General features: G+C 53.5%; 15 protein-coding genes, 1 rRNA gene and 1 riboswitch. Of the genes, 10 read left to right on the top strand and 6 right to left on the bottom strand.

From position 1 onward, the window contains the following. Positions 1-59 precede the first annotated feature (59 nt). Positions 60-175: ribosomal RNA gene (gene rrf, locus ABT56_RS08805) — 5S ribosomal RNA — on the top strand. 217 nt (positions 176-392) lie between these two features. After that, positions 393-1,334 carry a homoserine O-acetyltransferase MetA gene (gene metA / locus ABT56_RS08810; RefSeq protein WP_047878518.1) on the top strand — a complete coding sequence of 314 codons (942 nt, stop codon included), beginning with the start codon at positions 393-395 and terminating at the stop codon, positions 1,332-1,334. 72 nt (positions 1,335-1,406) lie between these two features. Here metA and ABT56_RS08815 read toward each other — a convergent pair whose 3' ends face one another. After that, complete coding sequence (locus ABT56_RS08815) at positions 1,407-2,690, bottom strand: cation:proton antiporter (protein WP_047878519.1); 1,284 nt, start codon at positions 2,688-2,690, stop codon at positions 1,407-1,409. Between the two features lie 204 nt (positions 2,691-2,894). Here ABT56_RS08815 and metH point away from each other — a divergent pair, with 204 nt between their 5' ends. Continuing rightward, on the top strand, positions 2,895-6,563 hold the full coding sequence (gene metH / locus ABT56_RS08820) for a methionine synthase (RefSeq protein ID WP_047878665.1): 3,669 nt from the start codon (positions 2,895-2,897) through the stop codon (positions 6,561-6,563). Between the two features lie 56 nt (positions 6,564-6,619). Here the strand turns inward: metH and lysC are convergent, their stop codons facing one another. Continuing rightward, positions 6,620-8,002: a lysine-sensitive aspartokinase 3 gene (lysC, locus tag ABT56_RS08825; protein WP_047878520.1), complete on the bottom strand. Its 1,383-nt coding sequence runs from the start codon at positions 8,000-8,002 to the stop codon at positions 6,620-6,622. A 110-nt stretch (positions 8,003-8,112) separates the two neighbouring features. Beyond that, a riboswitch (Lysine riboswitch) is annotated at positions 8,113-8,300 on the bottom strand. A 324-nt stretch (positions 8,301-8,624) separates the two neighbouring features. On the opposite strand from lysC, the gene ABT56_RS08830 reads away from it, so the two are divergent. Next, complete coding sequence (locus ABT56_RS08830) at positions 8,625-9,743, top strand: pyridoxal-phosphate-dependent aminotransferase family protein (RefSeq protein WP_047878521.1); 1,119 nt, start codon at positions 8,625-8,627, stop codon at positions 9,741-9,743. A gap of 52 nt (positions 9,744-9,795) precedes the next feature. On the opposite strand, the gene ABT56_RS08835 is transcribed toward ABT56_RS08830, so the two are convergent. Both ABT56_RS08835 and uvrA read right to left on the bottom strand, forming a co-directional pair. Then, positions 9,796-11,535, bottom strand: a complete 1,740-nt coding sequence (locus ABT56_RS08835) for a PglL family O-oligosaccharyltransferase (protein WP_047878522.1) — start codon at positions 11,533-11,535, stop codon at positions 9,796-9,798. 66 nt (positions 11,536-11,601) lie between these two features. Beyond that, positions 11,602-14,445, bottom strand: coding sequence for an excinuclease ABC subunit UvrA (gene uvrA, locus ABT56_RS08840; RefSeq protein ID WP_047878523.1), 2,844 nt, complete (start codon positions 14,443-14,445; stop codon positions 11,602-11,604). A gap of 270 nt (positions 14,446-14,715) precedes the next feature. Between uvrA and ABT56_RS08845 the strand changes: the two genes are divergently transcribed. Next, positions 14,716-15,261 (top strand): single-stranded DNA-binding protein, encoded by a 546-nt coding sequence (locus ABT56_RS08845; RefSeq protein WP_047878524.1) that lies wholly within the window; start codon positions 14,716-14,718, stop codon positions 15,259-15,261. A gap of 60 nt (positions 15,262-15,321) precedes the next feature. Here the strand turns inward: ABT56_RS08845 and ABT56_RS08850 are convergent, their stop codons facing one another. Beyond that, positions 15,322-16,521: a putative manganese transporter gene (locus tag ABT56_RS08850; protein ID WP_047878525.1), complete on the bottom strand. Its 1,200-nt coding sequence runs from the start codon at positions 16,519-16,521 to the stop codon at positions 15,322-15,324. Positions 16,522-16,634: 113 nt separating this feature from the next. Continuing rightward, the gene (locus tag ABT56_RS08855) at positions 16,635-17,525 is read right to left on the bottom strand and encodes a LysR family transcriptional regulator (protein WP_047878526.1); all 891 of its coding nucleotides are present in this window, start codon (positions 17,523-17,525) and stop codon (positions 16,635-16,637) included. A gap of 231 nt (positions 17,526-17,756) precedes the next feature. On the opposite strand from ABT56_RS08855, the gene csrD reads away from it, so the two are divergent. The 5 genes from csrD (at position 17,757) to mshL (ending at position 23,974) form a co-directional block, all read left to right on the top strand. Beyond that, complete coding sequence (csrD, locus tag ABT56_RS08860; RefSeq protein WP_047878527.1) at positions 17,757-19,682, top strand: RNase E specificity factor CsrD; 1,926 nt, start codon at positions 17,757-17,759, stop codon at positions 19,680-19,682. Between the two features lie 224 nt (positions 19,683-19,906). Continuing rightward, entirely contained in the window at positions 19,907-21,334 is a 1,428-nt protein-coding gene (locus ABT56_RS08865; protein WP_157037806.1) for a PilN domain-containing protein, read from the top strand. After that, entirely contained in the window at positions 21,331-21,966 is a 636-nt protein-coding gene (locus tag ABT56_RS08870) for a type II secretion system protein GspM (protein WP_047878529.1), read from the top strand. The genes ABT56_RS08865 and ABT56_RS08870 overlap by 4 nt, the downstream gene beginning before the upstream one ends. Further along, positions 21,959-22,288 (top strand): hypothetical protein, encoded by a 330-nt coding sequence (locus tag ABT56_RS08875; RefSeq protein WP_053062424.1) that lies wholly within the window; start codon positions 21,959-21,961, stop codon positions 22,286-22,288. Before ABT56_RS08870 ends, ABT56_RS08875 begins: the two co-directional genes overlap by 8 nt. Before the next feature lie 15 nt (positions 22,289-22,303). After that, entirely contained in the window at positions 22,304-23,974 is a 1,671-nt protein-coding gene (gene mshL, locus ABT56_RS08880; RefSeq protein WP_047878530.1) for a pilus (MSHA type) biogenesis protein MshL, read from the top strand.

Below are 23,974 nucleotides of genomic sequence, written 5' to 3' on the forward strand. Positions count from 1 at the left end.
CATCGCCAGGCTTCAAATTTCTTGTTTATGTCTTTTGACATGAACAGTAAAAGAATTTACTTAGCGACCATAGCACAGCGGTCCCACCTGATCCCATGCCGAACTCAGAAGTGAAACGTTGTAGCGCCGATGGTAGTGTGGGGTCTCCCCATGTGAGAGTAGGTCATTGCTGAACACCCTTTCAAAACCCAGCCTTCGGCTGGGTTTTCTCGTTTCTGCTCCCCCTCATTTTCACTTCATAGTATGAATTTTTTCGAAGTAATCTTCCCGAACATTAATTCTTTTTATCTGTTTTCTCTTGCGGTAACTGTTATTCTCTTATAGTTTATTTAGATATCTGGACGTCTAAACATCCCTTTGGTGTCCGAGGCTATGTTTAAGGAGTGAACACCATGCCGATCAAAATTCCTGATCAACTGCCCGCAACGGATATTCTTCGTGGGGAGAATATTTTTGTTATGTCAGAAACCCGGGCTGCGAGTCAGGAAATTCGTCCTTTGAAGGTATTGTTGCTGAATTTGATGCCGAAGAAAATTGAGACGGAAACTCAATTTCTCAGGCTATTATCCAATACCCCTTTGCAGGTGGATGTTGAGCTTTTACGTATCGATAATCGTCCAACCAAGAATACGCCAACAGAGCATTTAGATACGTTCTATCGTCAGTTTGAGATGGTTAAGAACCGTAATTTTGATGGCCTAATCGTGACAGGTGCACCGCTAGGGTTGGTACAGTTTGAGGATGTACTGTATTGGGAAGAAATCCAGGCCATCATGAGTTGGGCTCGTACTCATGTGACTTCGACCTTGTTTGTGTGCTGGGCTGCTCAAGCTGGCCTGAAGCTACTTTATGACTTACCTAAGCGAACCCGCAAGGAGAAACTTTCTGGCGTCTATTGGCATCAGGTTCATGATTGCCGCAATCCGATTGTGAGAGGATTTGATGACAATTTTCTTGCTCCACATTCCCGATATGCCGATTTTTCGCCAGAGTATTTAGAAAATCATACCGATTTGGATATCTTAGCGACATCCTCTCAGGCTGGTGTTTACCTGGCTGCGACCAAAGACAAACGCAATGTTTTTGTGACAGGCCATCCCGAATATGATGCTCTGACCTTGCATAACGAGTACACAAGAGATGCAGGAGAAGGCATGGAGCCTAACTTGCCTCTTAATTACTACCCTGACGATAACCCTGAGTTACCACCGGTTGCTAGTTGGCGTAGCCACGGTCATTTGCTGTTTTCAAATTGGCTAAATTACTGTGTTTATCAGCAAACACCGTATGACCTTGAGCATTTTTCTGAAGAGCGCTTCACCAAGGATGAATAGTTCATTGGGGACAGTGGAGACAAAAAAAGACCTGCCATGGCAGGTCTTTTTTATCGGGGGGAATGAACAGGATCAAGCGTTCTGCTTGGCTTCCCATTGTTTCGCTTTATGGATGAGAGGTGTGATTGTTGAGCCTTGTACCAGGATAGAAAACACCACCACGGCATAGGTCATCACAAGGATAATCTCACGGACATCGATTTGCTTGTCCGGGATAACCATGATCCCTGCTGGGATCGACATCGCCATGGCCAGTGCAAGGCCACCACGCAGGCCACCCCAAGTGAGGATTTTGACTGACAGCGGGTTGTAGTCACGGTAGCGGTTGAAGCCGACATAAGAGAGCTTGACGCTCAGGTAGCGGCTCAATAGAACGAGTGGTACGGCAATTACCATCATGATCCAGTCTTCTTGGTGGAAGGCAAATTGCAGCATGCTCATACCAATCAGCAAGAACAGTAGCCCGTTGAGGAATTCATCCACTAATTCCCAGAAGTGGTCGAGGTGATCCTCGCTCTCTTTAGAAAAGCCGATATAGCGGGTCCAGTTACCGATCATGATCCCCGATACGACCATGGCCAGCGGACCTGAGACATGCAGGACATCTGCCAGAACATATCCGGCAGTTGGGATACCTAATGTCAGTAGTAGTTCCATTGAGTGGTCATTGGTGGCACTGATCAAGTAGTGGAAAATCAAACCGAGGGCAAAGCCGTAGGCGATACCACCGATAGCCTCTTGCAAGAATAATTTACCGACACCCATGGCGGTGGGTGCTTCGTTGCCAAAGGCAATCGTGAAGAGTGTTACGAAGATGACGAGGCCGAAACCGTCATTGAACAATGACTCGCCTTCGATTTGCGTCGAAATGCGCTTTGGGGCATTGAGCTTTTTGACAATGGCCAGAACAGCAATCGGGTCGGTAGGAGAGATCAGGGCACCAAAGAGCAGGCAGTAAATAAGGTCAAATTGGATACCCAGCCCTTGGCAAATACCCCAGAGGGCGAAGCCGATAAAGAAGGTGGAGAAAAGGGTGGCAAACAGGGCGAGGGTGGTGATTTCCCATTTTTGATCTTTGAGGTGGGGAAGTTTGATCCCCAACCCTCCGGCAAACAGAAGAAAGCCGAGGATCCCTTTGAGCAAGAAGCTTTCGAAATCAATTTTTCCGAGTTGATCCGCAGCTATGCTTTCGAGGTGGAACCAACCGTTTTGGCCAGCGACGATAATAATAAGTGAAAGGATCAGGGCGCCAGCAGTAATGGCGATCGTTGATTGCATTTTGCCGATTTTGCTGTTGATAAACGCTATCAGCATGGCGGCGGCAGCTAGAAAGCAGAGGGTGCTATAGACGGACATCCTAGGACCTCGGAGGTTGTGGATTGTAAAGGGCGAAAGTGTGACAAAATATAAATCTAACGTGCTTCAATAGCCATTATTATTTTATTTTAGTGAGTTAATATTTAATCAAGTGAAACACCATTTAGCCATCTAGATTTCCATTGTTGCTGTGGTAGGATGTGAAAAAGCTGTAACATGAAATAAGGAAGTAATGTGGTGGTGATGGGCAAGGAACAATTACAGAAGCGCCTGAATGAGCAGATATTGATCATCGATGGCGGCATGGGAACCATGATCCAGAGTTATAAACTCGAGGAACATGACTATCGCGGGACGCGTTTTGCTGAGTGGCAGTCGGATCTCAAGGGCAATAATGATCTGCTGGTTCTGACGCAGCCACAACTTATCAAGGATATCCATTGTGCCTATCTAGAGGCCGGGGCCGATATCCTCGAAACCAATACATTTAATGCGACCAGCATTGCGATGGCTGATTATGCAATGGAGAGCCTCAGTGCCGAGATAAATTTCGAGGCTGCCAGATTGGCCCGGCAGGCAGCCGACGAATGGACGGCGCAAACGCCGGATAAGCCACGCTTCGTTGCCGGGGTGCTCGGTCCTACCAACCGGACGTGTTCTATTTCTCCGGATGTCAACGATCCCGGTTACCGTAATGTTACCTTTGACCAACTGGTTGAGGCCTATGCTGAATCGACTCGGGCCCTGCTCGATGGCGGTGCCGATATTATTTTGATCGAAACAATTTTCGATACCCTCAATGCTAAGGCCTGTGCTTTTGCCGTCGATCTTGTGTTTGACGAGCGTGGTGAGAGCTTACCTGTGATGATTTCCGGAACCATTACCGATGCCTCGGGGCGGACGTTATCCGGGCAGACGACGGAAGCCTTTTACAATTCCCTACGCCACGTAAACCCGATTTCTTTTGGCCTGAACTGCGCGCTGGGGCCGGATGAGCTTCGTCCTTATGTCGAAGAAATATCGCGCATATCGGAAACTTATGTGTCGGCTCACCCTAATGCCGGGTTGCCTAATGCGTTTGGTGAATATGATCTTTCGCCCGAAGAGATGGCGAGCCATGTTGCCGAGTGGGCCCAAAGTGGCTTTATTAACCTGATAGGGGGCTGCTGCGGAACCACGCCCGAGCATATCCGCCATATGTACGAGGCGACTCGTGGGTTGTCCCCCCGCCCCTTGCCTGAGATCCCTATTGCTTGCCGGCTTTCCGGGTTGGAGCCGTTGACCATCGAGAAGGAGACATTGTTTCTCAATGTTGGCGAGCGAACCAATGTGACGGGATCGGCGCGCTTCAAGCGCCTGATCAAGGAGGAGCTCTATGACGAGGCCCTCGAAGTTGCCCGCCAGCAGGTGGAAAACGGGGCGCAGATCATTGATATCAACATGGATGAGGGGATGCTGGATGCGAAAGCGTGCATGGTGCGCTTTCTCAACTTGTGTGCCTCCGAGCCGGAAATCTCTAAAGTCCCGATCATGGTGGACTCCTCCAAATGGGAGGTGATCGAGGCGGGCCTGAAGTGCATTCAGGGTAAAGGTATTGTCAATTCTATCTCATTGAAGGAAGGCAAAGCCAAGTTTGTCGAGCAGGCAAAACTGATCCGCCGCTATGGTGCTGCGGTGATCGTAATGGCATTTGATGAGGTTGGCCAGGCCGAGACTCGCGAGCGAAAGCTGCAAATATGTACCCAAGCCTACCGGATTTTGGTCGATGAGGTTGGCTTCCCGCCAGAAGATATTATCTTCGACCCCAACATTTTTGCCGTGGCGACAGGGATCGAAGAACATAATAATTATGCCGTCGACTTTATCGAGGCTGTGGCGGATATCAAGCGCGACCTGCCATATGCCATGATCTCCGGCGGGGTCTCCAACGTTTCCTTCTCGTTCCGCGGTAATAATTACGTGCGCGAGGCCATCCACGCGGTGTTCCTTTACCATTGTTTCAAAAATGGCATGGATATGGGGATAGTTAACGCAGGTCAGCTAGAAATCTACGATAACGTGCCTGATAAACTGCGTGAAGCCGTTGAAGATGTGGTGCTCAATAGACGGAGTGATAGCACCGAGCGCTTGCTCGATATTGCGGCCGAATATGCGGGCAAGGGGGTAGGGAAAGAGGAGGATGCCTCGGCACTAGAATGGCGTACTTGGCCTGTAGAGAAACGCTTGGAGCATGCCCTTGTCAAAGGGATCACCGAATTCATCGTTGCCGATACTGAAGAGGCCCGGGTGAATGCCGCCAAGCCGCTGGCGGTTATTGAAGGGCCGTTAATGGATGGTATGAATGTGGTCGGCGATCTGTTTGGTGAGGGTAAGATGTTCTTGCCGCAGGTGGTGAAGTCTGCCCGAGTGATGAAGCAGGCGGTGGCTCATTTGGAGCCCTTTATCAATGCTGAGAAGCAGGCGGGGAGCTCGAACGGCAAGATCCTGCTGGCGACGGTGAAGGGGGATGTGCACGATATCGGCAAGAATATTGTCGGAGTGGTTTTGCAGTGCAATAACTACGAGATTATTGATCTTGGTGTGATGGTGCCTTGCGAGAAGATCCTCAAAGTCGCCAAGGAAGAAAATGTCGATATTATTGGTTTGTCGGGGCTGATCACCCCTTCATTGGATGAAATGGTCCATGTCGCCAAGGAAATGGAGCGGCAAGGGTTCGACTTGCCTCTGCTTATTGGCGGTGCGACGACGTCTAAAGCCCATACTGCGGTGAAGATCGAGCAAAACTACCGTCAGCCCGTGGTTTACGTCAACAATGCCTCGCGGGCTGTCGGGGTCTGTACCTCTTTGCTTTCTGATGAATTGCGGCCTGCTTTTGTTGAGCGGTTAGATCTTGATTATGACAGGGTTCGTGATCAGCATAACCGCAAAAAACCGCGGACCAAGCCAATCAGCCTTGATGCGGCTCGCGACAACAAGGTTGCGATTGACTGGGGTAGCTATAACCCCCCAATACCGGCCCAGCCGGAGATTCAGGTGTTTGATAATATGGATGTGGCGACCTTGCGCCGTTATATAGACTGGACCCCTTTCTTTATGACCTGGTCGCTGATGGGGAAATACCCGGCGATCCTTGATCATGATGAAGTCGGTGAGGAGGCCCGCCGTCTGTTTGCTGATGCCAATGCCTTGCTCGACAGAGTGGAGCGAGAGGGATTGCTTCAGGCAAGGGGGATGTGTGCCTTGTTTCCCGCGAATAGTGTGGGGGATGATATTGAAGTCTATACCGACGAAAGCCGGGAGACCGTTGCGAGGGTACTGCATCATTTACGCCAGCAGACCGACAAACCTAAAGGTCCCAACTATTGCCTGTCAGATTATATTGCCCCGAAAGAAAGCGGAAAACCTGATTGGATCGGGGCATTTGCGGTCACTGGGGGGATTGGCGAGCGTGAACTGGCTGATGCTTACAAGGCACAGGGGGATGATTACAACGCGATCATGATCCAAGCCGTGGCTGATCGGTTGGCAGAAGCGTTTGCCGAGTATCTGCATGAGCGGGTGAGGACGGAAATTTGGGGCTATTCGCCGCAAGAGAGCCTGACCAACGATGATTTGATTCGGGAAAAATATCAGGGGATCAGGCCAGCACCTGGCTACCCAGCCTGTCCTGAGCATTCCGAGAAAGGCGCTTTGTGGGATTTGCTCGGGGTTGAAGAGGCGATTGGCATGTCGCTGACGAGTAGTTATGCAATGTGGCCGGGGGCTTCGGTATCGGGATGGTATTTCTCTCACCCTGAGTCTCGTTACTTTGCTGTTGCCCAGATTCAGCCTGACCAGCGTGACAGCTATGCTGATCGCAAGGGATGGGATTTGGCCGAGGCCGAGAAATGGCTGGGGCCAAACCTCGGTTGATTGTGAAAGATCAAAAAAGGCACTCTGGGAGTGCCTTTTTTTCATCAAGGTTCAGCTTATTCAAACAGGCCCTGATGAAGGGTCTGCACCACTTCGCGTGACTCGGCTGTTTTGACCAGGAAGCACAAGTTGTGGGTGCTGGCTCCAAAGCAGATCATCCGAGGGCTGTATTTTTCCAGTCGGCTGAATACTTGGGTTGCAGCGCCTGGGGCGTCGCCCAGATCATTGCCGATCAGAGCAACGAGGCAGAGATCTTGTTCGACCTCAACCCGGCAAAGTTTGCTCAGGGCTTCCATCGCGGCTTCTGGCAGGCGAGGTGCGCCGCCGCACGTATCTGTTTGATCCAACGTTAGGGAAACGCTGACTTCAGATGTTGTGATGAGATCCACCGAGATTTTGTATTCGGCCAGGATTCTGAATACCTCGGCCAAGAAACCGTAAGCATGGAACATGTTCAGGCTAGTCAGGGTGACCATCGTCTGGTTGCAGCGCAGAGCCAGGGCTCGGAATTTCGGAGCATCGGTGACACTCTGGCGAATCCATGTTCCGCCTTGTTCAGGGGCTTTGGAGGAGCCGACAAATACAGGGATTTGCTGGCGCACAGCCGGGAGCAAGGTTGACGGGTGAAGGATCTTAGCGCCGAAGTTTGCCATTTCGGAGGCTTCGCAGAAGCTGATCTCTTTGATCGGCTTGGCGTTGGCTGCAATGCGAGGGTCAGTGGTGTACATCCCCGGGACATCGGTCCAGATCTCTAGGATTTCTGCACTGATGGCTTCGGCGATCAACGCTGCGCTGTAGTCGCTGCCACCACGGCCCAAGGTCGTCGTGACGCCAGATTCGTCGGCCCCGATAAAGCCCTGTGATACGATAATCGTATCTGTCTTCAAAATAGGCTGAAGATGCTGGTCGGCAAGTTGTCGAATGGTGTCGACCTCAGGTACGGCTTTGCCGTACTGGCTGTCGGTCCGCATGACGTCACGGATATCGAAACGTAGGGCGCTCGCCCCCATTTCGTTGAGAATTTGGGTAAACAAGTGGGTAGAGAGCAATTCACCATGGGCGACAAGCTGGTCAGTCAGTTGTACTGACGGCTTTTGTGCGGCTTGCTCTGCTAATTTAGCAATATGGCTAATAAGTTGTTCGACCTGGGTTGTGACCGTTTCAGGGTGGGCCAATTGGTCGATGATGTCTTGGTGGATCGTTCGTAGTTGTTGTAGCCGTTTGGAGCGCTGCTCGTTATCGGCAAGTCCGTTTGCAAGTTCAACCAGCAGGTTGGTTACGCCAGAACATGCACTAATCAACACTACCTTAGCGGCAGGATTATCCTTGATGATAGTGGCACTTCGGCTCATGGCGGCATGATCGGCTACGCTGGTGCCGCCAAATTTCGCTACGGTAATCGGTGGAGGAACAGTAAAGTTATTTTCTACAAAGCTCACAATGAGTCTCCCAGTATGAAATAGAACAATCAATTACCAGGGGGGACTCGGGATCAGATCCCGACATACAGTCGGAGCAATTAGGTAGGATGTAGACGTCGAACGGTACAACAACCAGAAGCTCCTCACCTTCCTGTACCATAGGTTGGAAGGTGACAGCCAGAAGGATTCAACCTCCAAAGCCGATATGCCATGCCCCCTGTCATGCCATATCTCGGCGTTACTCCCCCTCTCAAGATTGCTTTGGGGTGGGGCCCCGCAATCATCGATACCTGGGTAACGCTCCTCTTCTGTCTGCCCCCGAAAAATCACGATTTCGGGATGAACAAAAAACGATCTGTATTGAAGCTGATTTTCTAGCCCTTTGTCAATTGGTTGCAGGGAAGAATAAGCAAAAAAAATGCAAAAAAGTGTCTGGGTTTGGCTGCTATCAATATTCTGTTCATAAATACACTTATCTTCGAGGGGAACTGGCGAGCCGGCATGTATTGATGAAAGTATTGGCGCGGGTATTCAACAGTAAGACGGATGCATAGATATACGCATATTGGCGGGGGAGCTGATATAGTCATATTGAACCCTATAACCAAGGCTGACCGAAGAACGTCAGGGAGGACCAAGCATGACTAAAACCAGTTTCTACCCCCCGCAACGGACATTGATGGGACCTGGCCCGTCAGATATTTCCCCGCAGGTGCTGCAAGCATTGAGCCGGCCGACAATCGGCCATCTCGATCCGTTGTTCATCGGGATGATGGATGAGCTAAAGCAGTTGCTACAGTATGCCTTCCAAACCCAGAACCCATTTACTATCGCGGTATCAGCCCCCGGCAGTGCGGGTATGGAGGCGTGTTTCGTCAATTTGGTCGAGCCCGGCGATAAGGTGATTGTCTGCCGTAACGGGGTGTTTGGCGACCGAATGAGGGAAAATGTCGAGCGTTGTGGCGGGATCGCGGTCATGGTCGATAATGCGTGGGGAGAGCCGGTTGATCCAGAACTGGTTGAACAAGCCTTGGAGGCTCACCCCGATGCGGTGATTGTCGCGTTCGTTCATGCCGAGACATCAACTGGAGCGCTGAGCGATGCCGAAGTGATTGCTCGGCTGGCCAGAGAGCACGGCTGCCTGACGATAGTCGATGCGGTGACATCGCTCGGTGGTGTTCCGCTGCTGGTGGACGAATGGCAGCTTGATGCTGTTTATTCGGGTAGCCAGAAGTGCCTGTCATGCGTGCCGGGGTTGTCGCCTCTGACGTTTTCAGAGCGTGCAGTGACCAAGATCCAGTCGCGCAAGACCCCGGTCCAGAGCTGGTTTTTGGATCAGAGCCTGGTGTTGGGCTACTGGAGCGGTGAGGGCAAGCGTAGCTACCATCATACCGCCCCGGTCAACAGTCTTTATGCGCTGCATGAAGCTCTGGTAATCCTGTACAACGAGGGGCTGGAGAATGCGTGGCAGCGCCACCGTGATATGCATAATGAACTGCGAGAGGGGCTGGAACAGCTGGGTATTGCCTTCGTTGTCGAACAGCCTTATCGCCTGCCGCAGCTGAATGCGGTGTATATCCCGGACGGGGTGGATGATGCCGCCGTGCGGAAATTATTGCTCGAACGTTATAACTTGGAGATCGGTGCCGGACTGGGGGCGCTGGCGGGCAAAGCATGGCGGATTGGCCTGATGGGGTATGCGGCCCGTAGCGAGAATATTGCGTTGTGTCTGCGGGCATTGGAGAGCGTGCTGAAGTAACGCCACCAACAGCAGGGAGAAAATGGCAGCCGAGAGATCGGCTGCCATTTTTTTATCGGGCCAGGGGCTTATGGGCACCGTCTTTGGCTGGGGTGAAATCCTCTAACGGGAAGAGGTAGATGGCTTCTAGGCGTACCTGCTCGGCCAGTTCAGGCTTGTCGATGAAGGTATAGGCCACGATAAGCTGACGGTAGAGTTTCGGGCGAGTCCATGTTTTGGCTTTTATGTTTGCCCAGTGGATAAACTCGTTAACCAATTGGTCGTTATCATTGGCCATTCCGATTTGCAATTGGGCTTGATAGAGATCCCATTCGTAACGGTTTTGCCATGCCCAAGGGTTGTTGACTTTGAGCAGCAGGTCAATGTTGCCCTCGGGATTATTTTCGAAACGGCTAAGCAGTTGCCCCGAATATAGCGAAGTGGTCATGAACGTTGTCACGATAAGCGGCAATATCCATGCTGAGACGCGAATAGGCACAATATGTTTTAAGGGCGTCTTATGGTATTTGGCTGTCAGGTTATCGACCCAGTAGATCAGGATAACAAAGGTGATCCAGTGAACCAGTGAATAGTAGAACGGGTACTCTAGCTGGATATGCAGCACTATGGGGAAAAACAGCCCCAACAAGGCAAGCCGTGTGCCGTGGCGGGCTTTTTTTACTTTAAACAGCACAGCTGCCGTCGCAAGGAAAATACCGAGGAGCGGAACGATGCCTCCTTCTACCGCCCAGAACAACAGCTCGTTGTGAGGATGGTGGAGAGTGGGTAATCCAGCTGGCTGGCTTGGGTCAAGCTGGTGCCACTGAGCAGTTTGTAGCAGGTAGTTGGTGGTGAATGTGCCGTAGCCGTAGCCGGTCAATGGCTGGTTTTCTAGCATTGCGACCGCTTGTGATAGATGGCTCACGGGGAGACCGGCTAGAGTCTGGCTGTCATCAGGCGGGGTCCACTCGATTTGGGTACCGATATGCAAGGCAATACTTAGGCCGAGCATTACCATCAAAAACCACATCCGGCCTTGTGCCCTGGCGGCAAAGTGGCGTAGATAGGGAAGCATCAGACAGCTAGCGATCACCGCGGCAAGCCAGCCGGTCTTGGAGCTCAGAATAACCAGCAGCGGAATGGTGACGACAGGGGTCAGGAGTAAAAAAAGCTGCCGCCATGACCATTTCCCGCGGTACATCGGAATACGTGCCAGCAGATAGGCCGACAGAGCCAAGCCGGTAGCAAGAAAACTGGCCATGGTAGTGTTGTTGGGAAAGATACCAGCAGGGTTGAGGCTGAGGTCCGCAAGAGAAGCGAAAGGGCTGAACGGCGATTGCAGGATCAGTTGCACCCAGCCCCAGACTGCCTGCATCCAGATAGCGATCAAGAGCATCCAAAGCAGGGCCTGACGCTGCTTCAGGTTGAAGGCAAATTGTTGGAGAGCGATAAACAGCAGCATCCCGCTCCACAGACCCAGCAAGCGAGGTAATGCCTGAACAGGATTGGCTTGCGGATAGGCAAGGGGCAGGGTGAGCAGCAGGCAACTGATCAGCAGGACGACGGTCAGTCTGGAATAGCGCCAGATACGCTGACGGCTGATTTCCAGCAGACCGACGCCGAGCGCCAGGCTTAGCGGGATCCAGCTCATGGCATTGGAAGGAAGGGCGAGCCCTGTCCCTGCAGGATGCGGCTGGAAGTAGTGCATTGTCAGCAGGAACAAGCAGCCTAGTGCGACCAGAAACGGCTTGATCAAGGGTTTGCTGATCCCTTTGTCTGCCATCTGGGTGCCTTTTACGTACAACACTGTCATTGCGTTTCCATTCGAGAGAAAACCGGGCCAAGGCCCGGTTTGTCATTTTGTTATTGTCTTATCCCGTTATTTTACTGTGCTTACAGTGGGTAGCAACGGTTTCAGGAAGCGTGCCGTGTGAGATCCCTCTACGGTTGCCACCTGTTCGGGGGTGCCGCAGGCAATAATCTCGCCGCCGCCGCTGCCGCCTTCCGGCCCTAGGTCAATAATCCAGTCGGCTGTTTTGATGACATCGAGATTATGCTCGATCACCACGATGGTGTTGCCGTGGTCGCGTAGCCGGTGCAGGACATTGAGCAGTTGCTGAATATCATGGAAGTGGAGGCCGGTTGTCGGCTCGTCGAGGATATACAGCGTCTTGCCGGTGTCTCGTTTGGATAGCTCGCGGGCGAGCTTGACTCGCTGGGCCTCGCCCCCGGAAAGGGTCGTGGCGGCTTGGCCGAGGCGGATATAGGACAGGCCGACATCCATCAGGGTTTGCAGCTTGCGGGCGATGGCTGGCACCGGGTCGAAGAACTCTCGCGCATCCTCGACGGTCAGCTCCAGTACCTCATCGATGGTTTTGCCTTTGTAGCGGACTTCCAGAGTCTCGCGGTTGTAGCGCTTGCCCTTACAGGCATCGCACGGCACATAGACATCCGGCAGAAAGTGCATTTCGACTTTGATCATCCCGTCACCCTGACAGGCTTCGCAGCGGCCGCCCTTGACGTTGAAGCTGAAGCGGCCCGGCTTGTAGCCACGGGTACGCGATTCAGGGGTGCCGGAGAACAGCTCGCGGATCGGGGTGAAGATCCCGGTGTAGGTCGCAGGGTTCGAGCGCGGCGTACGGCCAATCGGGCTTTGGTCGATGTCGATCACTTTGTCGAAATGCTCAAGATCGCGGATTTCGCGGTAAGGAGCCGGCTGACCGGTGGTTGCCCCGTTGAGGTGCTGGTGGGCAATAGTGAAGAAGGTATCGTTGATCAGGGTGGATTTTCCCGAGCCGGATACCCCTGTCACACAGGTCAGCAAGCCGACCGGGATCTCGATATCGACGTTCTTCAGGTTGTTGCCGGTAGCGCCGAGCAGCTTGACGGTACGCTCGGGATCCATTTCGATCCGGTGTTCGGGCACGGCAATGGCTTTTTGACCGCTGAGATACTGGCCGGTTAGTGACTGCTCGTTGGACAGAATGTCTTCAAGCGTCCCTTCGGCGATGATGCTGCCGCCGTGGACTCCGGCCCCCGGGCCGATGTCGATGATGTGGTCGGCGGTGCGGATCGCATCTTCGTCATGCTCAACCACGATGACGGTGTTGCCGAGATCGCGTAAGTGGGTCAGGGTTTTGAGCAACCGTTCGTTGTCGCGCTGGTGGAGGCCGATAGAGGGTTCGTCCAGCACATACATGACACCGACTAGGCCTGCGCCAATCTGGCTGGCAAGGCGGATCCGCTGGGCTTCGCCGCCGGAGAGGGTCTCGGCACTGCGCGACAGGTTAAGGTAGTTGAGGCCAACATTGACCAAGAAGCTGAGGCGATCATTGATTTCCTTGAGGATCTTCTCGGCAATTTGGGCTTTCTGGCCGGTCAGCTCAAGCTGGCTGAAAAATGCCATGGCTTCGCTGATACTCATCTCGCTTACGGCGGGCAGGGCGGTATCGTTGATGAACACATGGCGAGCCTCTAGACGCAGGCGCGAGCCGCCGCAGCTGCCGCACGGCTTGGTCGAGACGAATTTGGCCAGCTCTTCGCGTACCGAGTTGGATTCGGTTTCGCGGTAGCGGCGCTCCATGTTGTTGAGGATCCCCTCGAATGGGTGGCGGCGTACCGTGATATCACCACGGTCATTGATGTATTTGAACTCGATATCGGTTCGGCCCGATCCTTTCAGCACGACCTCTTTGATTTTGGCCGGCAGCTCATTGTAGGGAGCCTCGATATCGAAGCCGTAGTGCTCGGCCAGCGAGCCGAGCATCTGGAAGTAGTAGAAATTGCGGCGGTCCCAGCCGCGGATTGCCCCACCGGCCAGGCTCAGTTCGCCGTTTTGAACCACCCGTTCGGGATCGAAAAACTGCTGGTTGCCCAAGCCGTCACAGGTCCCGCAGGCACCGGCCGGGTTGTTGAACGAGAACAGGCGCGGCTCAAGTTCAGCCATGCTGTAGCCGCAGTGGGGGCAGGCAAAGTTGGCCGAAAAGATGATCTCATCGTGCTCGCCTGCGGTCATCGGGCTGACCACGACGGTACCGCCGGACAGCTCCAGTGCGGTTTCGAAGGATTCGGCCAGCCGCTGCTGGAGATCATCGCGAACCTTGAAGCGATCGACCACGACTTCGATGGTATGTTTCTTGTGGAGCTCCAGCGTCGGTGGATCGGACAGATCACATACCTCGCCGTCGATCCTCGCGCGGATATAGCCTTGGGCCGCGAGGTTTGCCAGTGTCTTGACATGCTCGCCCTTGCGCTCTTTGACGATCGGGGCCAGCAGCATCATTTTGCTGCCCTCAGGCAGCTCCAGCACTTTGTCTACCATCTGGCTCACGGTCTGGGCGGCCAGCTCCGTGTTGTGGGTCGGGCAGCGCGGTTCGCCGACACGGGCATACAGCAGGCGCAGGTAGTCGTAGACTTCGGTAATGGTACCGACAGTTGAGCGGGGGTTGTGGGATGTCGACTTCTGCTCGATGGAGATCGCGGGGGAGAGACCTTCGATATGGTCGACATCGGGTTTTTCCATCAGTGACAGGAACTGGCGGGCATAGGCCGACAGGGACTCAACGTAGCGGCGTTGGCCTTCGGCATACAGGGTATCGAAGGCAAGGGAAGATTTCCCTGAACCCGACAGGCCCGTGATCACGATCAGTTGATCCCGGGGCAGCGTGAGGGAAATGTTCTTGAGGTTATGGGTTCGGGCACCCCTGACTTCGATTTTATCCATATCGTATGCTTATTATTGATTCGTATGTGAATGCGGCATTATTGCACAGCCCCTAGATCCGGAAAAGAAAAAAGCTGTATGAATGCACAGTAAAGTGGTTATAATAGCAGCACAGTTTTCTTGCAGATCCTCGCTGTATTTCTCTCTTAATCTCTAGGCTCAGCCCTATTCGATTCAGGGGGAAAATGGTAGACTGCGCGATTAAGTATAAACTTTCAATAACGGTGTACGGGAATGTTACCGGCGCCGATCAAGAGATTGGAGAGAACTATGGCCAGTCGTGGCATCAACAAAGTTATCCTAGTGGGTAACTTGGGTAATGATCCAGAAATCCGTTATATGCCAAGTGGCGGTGCAGTAGCAAATATTACTGTTGCTACCTCTGAGACATGGCGCGATAAGAACACCGGTGAGCAGCGCGAGAAAACCGAGTGGCACCGTGTTGCGCTGTTTGGCAAACTTGCTGAAGTGGCAGGCGAATACCTGCGCAAAGGTTCTCAGGTCTACATCGAAGGTCAGCTTCAGACCCGTAAATGGCAGAACCAGCAAGGCCAAGATCAGTACACGACTGAAATCGTGGTTCAGGGCTTTAACGGCGTGATGCAAATGCTTGGCGGTCGTCAGGGCGGTCAGGGCGCACCTATGGGTGGCCAGCAGCAACAAGGTGGTTGGGGGCAGCCTCAGCAGCCAGCAGCCCAGCAGCAGAGCTACGCACCTCAGCAGCAGTCTGCACCGCAGCAGCCACAACAGCAGGCTGCTCCTCAGCCTCAGTACAATGAGCCACCAATGGATTTTGACGACGATATTCCGTTCTGATCCATGCAATACTGAACACAAGAAGCCCCGCATTGCGGGGCTTTTTTTGTCTGTGGCAAATTATTCGAACAAGAAGAAATAGCCGTAGGCAACCAGCAGTGCGGGGATGGCTGAGTATACGGTGGCTACGAGGGCTGCCTTTGGTGCCAGGGCGATGGCCGGGAACAGGGCGTCCCCGTCGTTGCTGATGGCATTGCCGAGTTGAGCCGAGAGCGGGACGGTCCCTGAGAGGTAGAGGCTGGTCACCAGAATTTGCGGGCCGCAGCCGGGAAGCAGGCCGATAGCCACTCCCATCAATGGCAGCAGCAGGGCCCAGTTGGAAAACAGCTTGGCCAGATCCAAACCATTCCAGTACAGGGTCAGTTCGAACAGTAAGAAGGCGGCGATCACCCAACTAGTGACAAAGTTGGTATCTTGGGCCACGCGCTGGAACAGGTTGGCGGTACGGAGCTTGGGATCTTCGGAAACCGCGGATTCATAGTCGGTCACATCACGGCTTATCGCCCATAGCAGCATGGCTGTCACGGCGGCGGCGGCACCTGCGATGGCCGTTGTGCCGGCGGGAAGGCCAAAGGCCAGATCGGTATCGATCTGGAGCGATCCCATGATGGCAATAGTGATCGCCGGCAAGAGCATCCATTGCCAGAATTTGCCCTGAAGGCGGACGCCAGGCTGGTTCAGTGCCGGCGGGTGGTTTTTATCGCAACAGGTATTCGTTGCTTGCTGGATGTTGTCTGGCCGCATGAAGTGCTCGCCGTGGATGGCGTCGATCAGCCAGCCGGAAAGTAGGCCGACAACAAAGCCGAGGGCAACGACCATTAGTCCGGTTGAGGGTTTCGCGGCAAGCAGCAAGAAGGCGGCGTCCCCCATGGTTGCGGTCAGGACAGCAACGACAGCCCCGAAGCTGAGCTTGCCCCTGACATATTGAGTGATGACGACAATGGCCCCGCCGCAGCCGGGCAGCGCACCCATCGCTGAGGCAAAGATCACCTGGAAGCGGGCGCTTTTTTCCAACAAGAGGGAAAGGGAGTTATTGCCTTGGCTCAGTTTGGCGGAAATAGCATGGTAGATTGCCAGCGTTGCGGCCACGTAGGCGGCAACCTGCCAGAAGGCATCAGCGAGTACATTGACGGTCAGTTCGCGGGTGCCGTCGGATGCGACCAGCAAGGCCAGCAGGATCATTGGCAGGAGCAGCCGCTTGTAGGTTAACCGGTGTTGCCTGGGTAATGCCCTTTCTAGAGCCTGTTGGATAGGTGCCATATCAATCTCTGTCTCTGCATTATAGGAAAGTATAGAAGTAATTTAAATGCAAACGAGAATTATTATCAAGTGGTATTTTCGTTAGGACACATACCACCTGATCGGGCCTAGCCTCAGCGGAGGTTTCCGGCGGCGGCTTTGGCCTTGATAAAGTCGATGAAGAGCTTGGTCTTGACGTGGTTGAATTCCAGCTTGGGGTAATAGGCGTAGGCCGAGAGGAGCGGTTGTTTCAGGCCCGGCAAGACGGGCACGAGCAACCCTTTGCTGAGTTCGCGTTTTACGGTGTTTGCACTGGCAAGAATGATCCCCATCCCGGCCACGGCGGCAGCGACGAGGGCTTCAGGGTTTTGGGTGGTGAAGTTGCCTTTGAGGCGTAGGCGAATATCATTTTCGAACAGGTGTTCCTGCTCATGGCCGTGGCTTCCGAACAGCAGGCAATTATGCTGGATGAGCTGCTCGGGGCTTTCGATGGCGGGCTTGCCGTCAAGGTAGGCAGGGGCTGCGTAGAATCCGGTCTGGAAGCTGAAGAGCTTGGTCGCGATGTAGCTCGATGAATTGAAATCCGCCAGCTCTTTGCTGATAAAGAGATCTAGATTGAGATCCGGAAGTTGTCCGGGGGTGATGGTATGGAGCTCAATTTGGATATTCGGATAGCTTTGGGTGAACTCGGCCAAGTAGTTGACCAGCAGGCGGCTGCCGGTTGCCAGCGGGGCACCGATCCGCAGGACGCCGCTGACTTCGCCGTAGGTGGATGTGGTTTCTGCCAGCATCTGGTGCCAATCGTCGAGCAGGCGCGCGCTGCGTTGGTAGAAAAGCCTACCGGCATCGGTCATGGTCAGGCTGCGGGTGGTGCGTTTGAGAAGCTGGACGCCGAGTTGCTTTTCTAGCCAGGAAAGACGCTTGGATAAGGCCGAGCTTGAGGTGTTTAGTTTGGTGGCGGCTTGGGCTAGCGACCCTTCGTTGACGACCATGACAAAACTGTTGGTGCAGGTGATCCAATCCATTCTATTACTCGGCTCCGGCGTTATATTCCATACATTATCATGGCTTTGATGCGCACGCAGCTTACATGCTGGTATTTGTTGGCCTGAAATGGCACTGAGGAATGAATAAATTGCTAATTTGTAGGGTGGGGCACTGACACGGCAAAACAATGGATGTTATTTTTAAGTTATGGATTTAAGCATGCTCGGCATGTTGAACTGCCTCCTTTTAATCGTGTAGATAGCGGGTATATGAGAAAAGCTTCTGGAATGAGGCTAACCAATCGCTTGGTAGCTTTTGTAACGTTAATTGTAATTTGTGCCATGTTCATTATTTTTGTGGGCGGTGCCGTCAGTTTTCGTAAGTTGGGACAGGATTACCTCACCCACTACCTCGATGGCGTTGTCGGGGTGATCGACCAAGAAATGGCAGAGCCCCAGGGGGCGTCATCCATGTCCCGCTGGCTGCCGAAGTTGCTCAAGGCGAGCAATGTTGTTGAGCTGGAAATTGGTAGTGAAAGCGGCATTGTATACACCTTCAAGGGGCTGCAAAAGCTGCCCGACCCATCGATTCTTCATGCCAGCCATTACGAATTGGCGCATAATCCCGGCTTTTATGTCTCCCTCAAGTCACTCCCGCCCTATACCGAGTTCACTTATTCGATCGGTGCGATGTCCTCGATTAGCCTTGCTATCGCGTTGATTATTTCCGGCTTGGTATGGGGGCTTGATTGGCTGCGGCGTCAGCTGCACGGTTCGGAGTTGCTCGAAGAGCGAGGGCGGATGATCCTAGCCGGCAAAGTGGATGACTTTGCGGTGGGGGATGAGCAGGAATGGCCGGCAACGGCGAGCTTGGCGCTGGATCAGATGATTGCCGAGCTCAAGGATGCCCGTCAGGAGCGAAGCCGGTTCGATACCTTTATCCGCACCCACACTTTTCTTGACCAGTTGACTGGCGCAGCCAATCGGGTGATGTTCGACAGTCGGCTTCAGTCAATGCTTCAGGATCAGGAGGCCCACGGTGCCGTGCTGCTGATCCGGATCGCCGACTGGGACGAGCTGCTGGCGGAAAAAGGCAAGGAAGCGGCCGATGAGTTGATTCAGGATGTCGGGGTTGTGTTGTCCAACTTGGTTCAACGCTATCCGGAGACGGTACTGGCCCGCTATTTCGACGCCGAGTTTGCGATCTTGCTACCGCAGCAGTCGGGCAAGGAGGTGAAACAGTTCGTTGGTACAATGATGAATGCACTGGACCGATTGGTGCCGCCCACCCCGCTGGATAGCGAAAACTGGTGCCATATCGGCATGACATTCTGTGCCAGCGGCGAGCGCCGCGGGCGGATCATGGATGAGGCCGACATGGCTCTGCGCAGTGCCATGCTGCAGGGAACCAATAGCTGGTATGCCTTTCGCAAGGATCAGCAGTTTGAAGATGCTCGGGGCAGTGTTCGTTGGCGCACCTTGCTCGATGCCGTGTTCTCCAGCGGCGGGCCAATCCTCTACCAGCAACCGGTGGTCATGCTGGACGGCAGTATTCTGCATCGGGAAATGCTGGCCCGGATCAAAGATGAAAACGGTATGCTGATTAAGGCCTCGCGTTTTTTGACGGCAGTCGAGCAGGTTGGCTTCAGCGCCAGAATGGATCGGGCTGTGGTGGGGAAAGTGTTGGAAAAACTAAGGACCGAGCCGGTTGCCGAAGCCGTGTCGGTGAACCTCAGTGTCAATGCTTTGCTTGATAAGCATTTTGTCAAATGGCTTCGTGATGAGTTGCTGCAGACGCCGCGTACGGTATTGAACCGTCTTTATTTGGAAATCCCGGAAGGGGCGTTGGTCAAGAACCTTGACGCCATGCGCCCGGTGGCTAGGATGCTTGGCGGGCTCGGTTGCAAGTTGGTCGTTGATCAGGCGGGTCGTACTATTGTTAGCACCCATTACATCAAGGACATTCAGGCGGATTACATCAAGCTCCATCGTGGGCTGGTCAAGGAGATTAACCTGCGTCAGGAGAACCAGCTATTTGTCCGCAGTATGCTGGGGGCAAGCGCCGATACCCGGGCTCAGGTTATCGCTGTCGGGGTCGAAAATAAAAAGGAATGGCAGGTGCTAACCCAGTTGGGAATTAAGGGCGGGCAGGGACGATATTTTGCAGCGGAAATAAGCGCGGAAAATAGAAAGTAAGTTCTTAATATTAAAATATCATGTGAAATACGTTATTAATAATCATATAAAAACATTATTTTAATTGTTACTATTTGATTAGCACGGTCAAAATATTGACGTCCCTGCATTTATATCCATGAAGGATTAGGCGGGCTGTATTTCTTTTTGCGCTGGTAGTCTTCACGTTGAAATCAATTCTAAATAAATTCATTAAGCAGCCGCGACAGCAGGCGACTGTATCGATGGCGTTATTTTCCGATACCGTCGCTTTGGTGTGCCGTCAAGATGGTGCCTGGCTGGTTGATGAGTACAGTGTTCGAGATAGCACGGGCTGGCCTATGGCCGTTCGAGAATTGGCAGAGCGCCATTCGCTGAAGGGGGAGCATGTCCAGCTTGTTCTCGGGCATGGCCGCTATCAGAGTCTGCTGATCGAAAAGCCGGAATTGCCCAGAGAAGAATATCCGACAGCCTTGCCCTTTCTGGTCAAGGACTTAGTCAACGACTCGCCTTCGGAGCTGGTTGCAGATGGCTTTGTCTCGCCACTCAAGGAGCGGTTACAGGTTTTTGTTGCTAACAAAAATCTGGTGGAGTCTTTGGTTCAGAGCCTTCGCGAGGCTGGTTGCGAGCTCAAGGGGATCTCGGTTGAGGAAGTGGTTTGGGGGCAGTTTGGTTCACCCGGACACACCCAGTTATTGCTCCAGCGCCGTGGCAAGGGCAACTTGCAACTGATGGCTTTCAAACAGCAGGTGTTGTGTTTCCAGCGCCAGCTACGTGGTTTCGCTGCCCCGGTGGCTAAATCCGATCCCGCCCCATCCGACGTGATGCAACTTGATGGCTTGGCTCTGGAGTTACAGCGTTCGCTTGATTTCCTCAGTGCCCAGCTACGTGATGTCCCCGTTACTCAGGTGCTGGTTGCCTGCGACGGCGAGGATGATGCCTTACTGGCGACAGCACTCGGCGAGCGTTTGAACGTGAAGGTCGCCGCTCTTTCACTGGAGGAGCAACTGCTGTCGAGTAATGCCCTGCGGGTCGCCTATGCAGGCCTGCACTCGGCCGAGCAATCGAATATCAATTTGTTCAGTGATAGCCTCAAGCCGAAAACCGAGTTGATCACCTTGTCGAATTTGGCGGCAGGGTGGGGGATTGCGATTGTTATTCTAGCCGCGTGTGCAGGCTGGTTCTCATGGCAAAATTATCAGCAGCAACAGCGATTGCAGGCCGAACAGCGTTTGCTAGATAGCGCTAATGGGGCTCTGGCTCGGGCGAAGGAGGCACTCGCGAAGCACTTGCCGAGTCAACTCAAGGTAGACATGGCCGCCGGGCTAGAGAAAAGCCTGGCATCGAAGCAGATGGCATTGAACTCTATCGCCATGCATGATGAAAGCCTCAAGGTAGGTTATGGCGCAATGATGGAGCAACTTTCGTTGGCGGCTAACGGCAATATTTCGCTGTCACATATCCGGGTATCTGGAGCCAATATGGATCTTGAGGGTATGGCCCGGACACCGGACGCCGTGCCTGTTTGGCTACAACAGTTTGATCAGTACAAGGCTTTGTCCGAGCGACGTTTCCAGCAGTTTTCACTGGGGCGGGATCGGAAAAATGGTGTGACATTCACGCTCTTTTCCGATCGTGAGCCCGCCCATAATTCGCAAGGAGGCCAGTCATGAATATGTGGCAACAGTTGTGCGAGAAATTCGACGGACTGACCCGGCGTGAGCAGGGGCTTATCGCCTTGACGGGGTGGGTTGCTGTACTGTTCATCGGTTTTGTGGCGGTCATCGAGCCTCAGATTCAGAGCTTGGATCATGCCGAGCAGCGGTTGGTGATGCTCAGCCAGGCCGTAACCAATAGCGATAACCAGTTGTTGTTGGTGAAGCGTCGGCTCAAGCAAGATCCCGATCAGGAACTGGATACCCGGATCCGCCGTCTCAATGCCGAAAATGCCGAGTTGGATACCCAATTGGCAGAGCGAGTGGGCAGTTTGGTTTCGCCGGCCGAGATGCCAGTTTTGCTGGAAAAGGTATTGGCTCACTCAGAACGCCTGAAGTTGGTTGCGCTCTCATCGCTGCCGCCAGAGCAGCTGCAAAGCGGCGAGCAAGGCGGGTTCTATATTCACCGGGTCAAATTGATCCTGCGCGGTCGCTATTTTGATGTGGTTGATTACCTGAATCAGTTGGAGTCGCTGCCGGTGAAATACTATTGGCAGAGCCTTGATTACAAGGTCAATGGCTACCCATGGGCTGATGTGGAGCTGGTGGTGTATACGCTAGGTGAAAGTAGGGATTTTATCGGTGGTTAAGAACATTGTACCGGTTGTGGTGCTGTGCGGCCTGTGCGGGTTGCCCGCACAGGCCCGCGAGAGTCAGGATCCTACCGCCCCGTTGGGTTGGCAGGCTCCCAAGCGTACGCAGGTGGTAACCCATGCCCGTTTGCCGAACCTACAGGGGATCTTCTGTGACGGGCAGGCATGTACCGTGATCCTCAGTGGTCAGAGTGTCGGGCTGGGGGGCCGGGTAAACGGGTATGTCGTGTCGGCAATCGGGGACGAATCTGTGGTCGTAAGCCGGGGAGGGCGGCAGTGGCGCCTCGACCTGTTTGCAGAGAATATAAAGTCAGAATAAAACGAAGTGATTAAGATGCGAGTATTAGTTGTGGCTGCGGCCATCGTCTCCTTGGTGGGGTGTTCGATGGGCCACCGTAATCCGGTGGAAATCAAAGAGGCGCTCAACCAAGCGGCGAACGAGGCAAATAGCCGGCCATTGATGGATTTGCCAGCCTCGGTCAGTGATGATCTGATGCCGAGTCTGGATGGCAGCGAGTATGTCAGCCCTGTGGCATTGGAGAAGCGTTTTCGCGTCAATGCCCGTAATGTCGATGCCAAGGCCTTTTTCGGTAGCCTGGTGAAGGGGACACCGTTCAATATGGTGATGCATCCGGACGTGAAGGGGAAAATCACCCTTAGTTTGAGGGATGTGACACTCGATGAAGTGCTTGATGTTGTGTCGGACATTTACGGTTACAGCATTACCCGCAAGGGCAATATTATCCAAGTTTTCCCGGCTACCCTGCGCACCGAGGTGATCCCTGTCGACTACCTCCAGCTCAAGCGCCGCGGTGTCTCTCTGACTACGTTGACCACCGGTTCGCTGACCAATAGCGATTCGGGGTCATCGGGGAGCGATTCGTCGGAGGGCGGTAGCAACAGCGACAATAACAACAATTCGAATAACGGTTCGTCGACGACGACGGGCGGTACCACAATCGAAACGGTATCCGAGAGTGATTTCTGGGTTCAGCTCGAGAAGGCGGTTCAGGCGATGATTGGTACCGGCAATGGTCGCAGCATCGTCGTGTCGCCGCAGGCCAGCCTGATTTCGGTACGTGCTTATCCCAATGAACTGCGCGAGGTCAAAGAGTTTCTCGGGATCTCGCAGCAGCGCCTCAAGCGTCAGGTGGTGCTGGAAGCCAAGATCATGGAAGTGACCTTGAGTGACGGTTATCAGCAGGGGATAAACTGGAGCAATATCACCAAGAGTATTGGCGGGACGGATATTACTTTTGGCACCGGGCAGGTTGTCAAAGATGTCGCGGGCAATATTATTCCACAGGTACTGCCTGGCGGTAGTGAAATTGCCAATTTGCTGGGCGGGCAGACCAATGTCACGATTTCCGATGGTAACTTCGATGCGGTGTTGAGTTTCTTGGATACACAGGGTGACTTGAACGTGCTGTCCAGCCCTCGGGTAACGGCCGCCAATAACCAGAAGGCGGTGATCAAAGTGGGTAATGATCAGTACTTCGTGACCGATATTTCCGGTGGCGAGGTAAACAGCGATGGCGGTACGGCATCACCCGATGTTGAGCTGACGCCGTTCTTCTCGGGGATCTCTCTGGATGTGACACCGCAAATTGACGATCAAGGCGGGGTGCTGCTGCATGTTCACCCTGCGGTTATTGATGTGGTGACCGAGGTCAAGGATATCACCCTCGGCGATACGTTCGGTACTTACCAACTTCCTCTGGCCAAGAGCTCGATCCGCGAGTCTGATTCGGTGATCCACGCTCAGTCTGGGGATGTTGTGGTGATCGGCGGCCTGATGAAATCAGCAACCCACGATCAGGTGAGCAAGGTGCCGCTGCTCGGGGATATCCCGGCGCTTGGCCACCTATTCCGCAATATCAATAAAATTGATACCAAAACTGAGCTGGTGATCCTGCTCAAGCCGACCGTGGTTGGCGAGCAGACTTGGCAAAAAGAGATTGAGCGCTCGCGGGCGCTGGTAAAAGAATGGTTCCCTAAGGGGTAA

The organism is Photobacterium aquae, assembly GCF_001029445.1.
Lineage (GTDB): Bacteria > Pseudomonadota > Gammaproteobacteria > Enterobacterales > Vibrionaceae > Photobacterium > Photobacterium aquae.

Bases quoted from the DNA above. Each gene is read 5' to 3' on its own strand.
- metA (WP_047878518.1), top strand. From the start codon at position 393: ATGCCGATCAAAATTCCTGATCAACTGCCCGCAACGGATATTCTTCGT.
- ABT56_RS08815 (WP_047878519.1), bottom strand. From the start codon at position 2,690: ATGTCCGTCTATAGCACCCTCTGCTTTCTAGCTGCCGCCGCCATGCTG.
- metH (WP_047878665.1), top strand. From the start codon at position 2,895: ATGGGCAAGGAACAATTACAGAAGCGCCTGAATGAGCAGATATTGATC.
- ABT56_RS08830 (WP_047878521.1), top strand. From the start codon at position 8,625: ATGACTAAAACCAGTTTCTACCCCCCGCAACGGACATTGATGGGACCT.
- ABT56_RS08835 (WP_047878522.1), bottom strand. From the start codon at position 11,535: ATGACAGTGTTGTACGTAAAAGGCACCCAGATGGCAGACAAAGGGATC.
- uvrA (WP_047878523.1), bottom strand. From the start codon at position 14,445: ATGGATAAAATCGAAGTCAGGGGTGCCCGAACCCATAACCTCAAGAAC.
- ABT56_RS08845 (WP_047878524.1), top strand. From the start codon at position 14,716: ATGGCCAGTCGTGGCATCAACAAAGTTATCCTAGTGGGTAACTTGGGT.
- ABT56_RS08850 (WP_047878525.1), bottom strand. From the start codon at position 16,521: ATGGCACCTATCCAACAGGCTCTAGAAAGGGCATTACCCAGGCAACAC.
- ABT56_RS08855 (WP_047878526.1), bottom strand. From the start codon at position 17,525: ATGGATTGGATCACCTGCACCAACAGTTTTGTCATGGTCGTCAACGAA.
- csrD (WP_047878527.1), top strand. From the start codon at position 17,757: ATGAGAAAAGCTTCTGGAATGAGGCTAACCAATCGCTTGGTAGCTTTT.
- ABT56_RS08865 (WP_157037806.1), top strand. From the start codon at position 19,907: ATGGCGTTATTTTCCGATACCGTCGCTTTGGTGTGCCGTCAAGATGGT.
- ABT56_RS08870 (WP_047878529.1), top strand. From the start codon at position 21,331: ATGAATATGTGGCAACAGTTGTGCGAGAAATTCGACGGACTGACCCGG.
- mshL (WP_047878530.1), top strand. From the start codon at position 22,304: ATGCGAGTATTAGTTGTGGCTGCGGCCATCGTCTCCTTGGTGGGGTGT.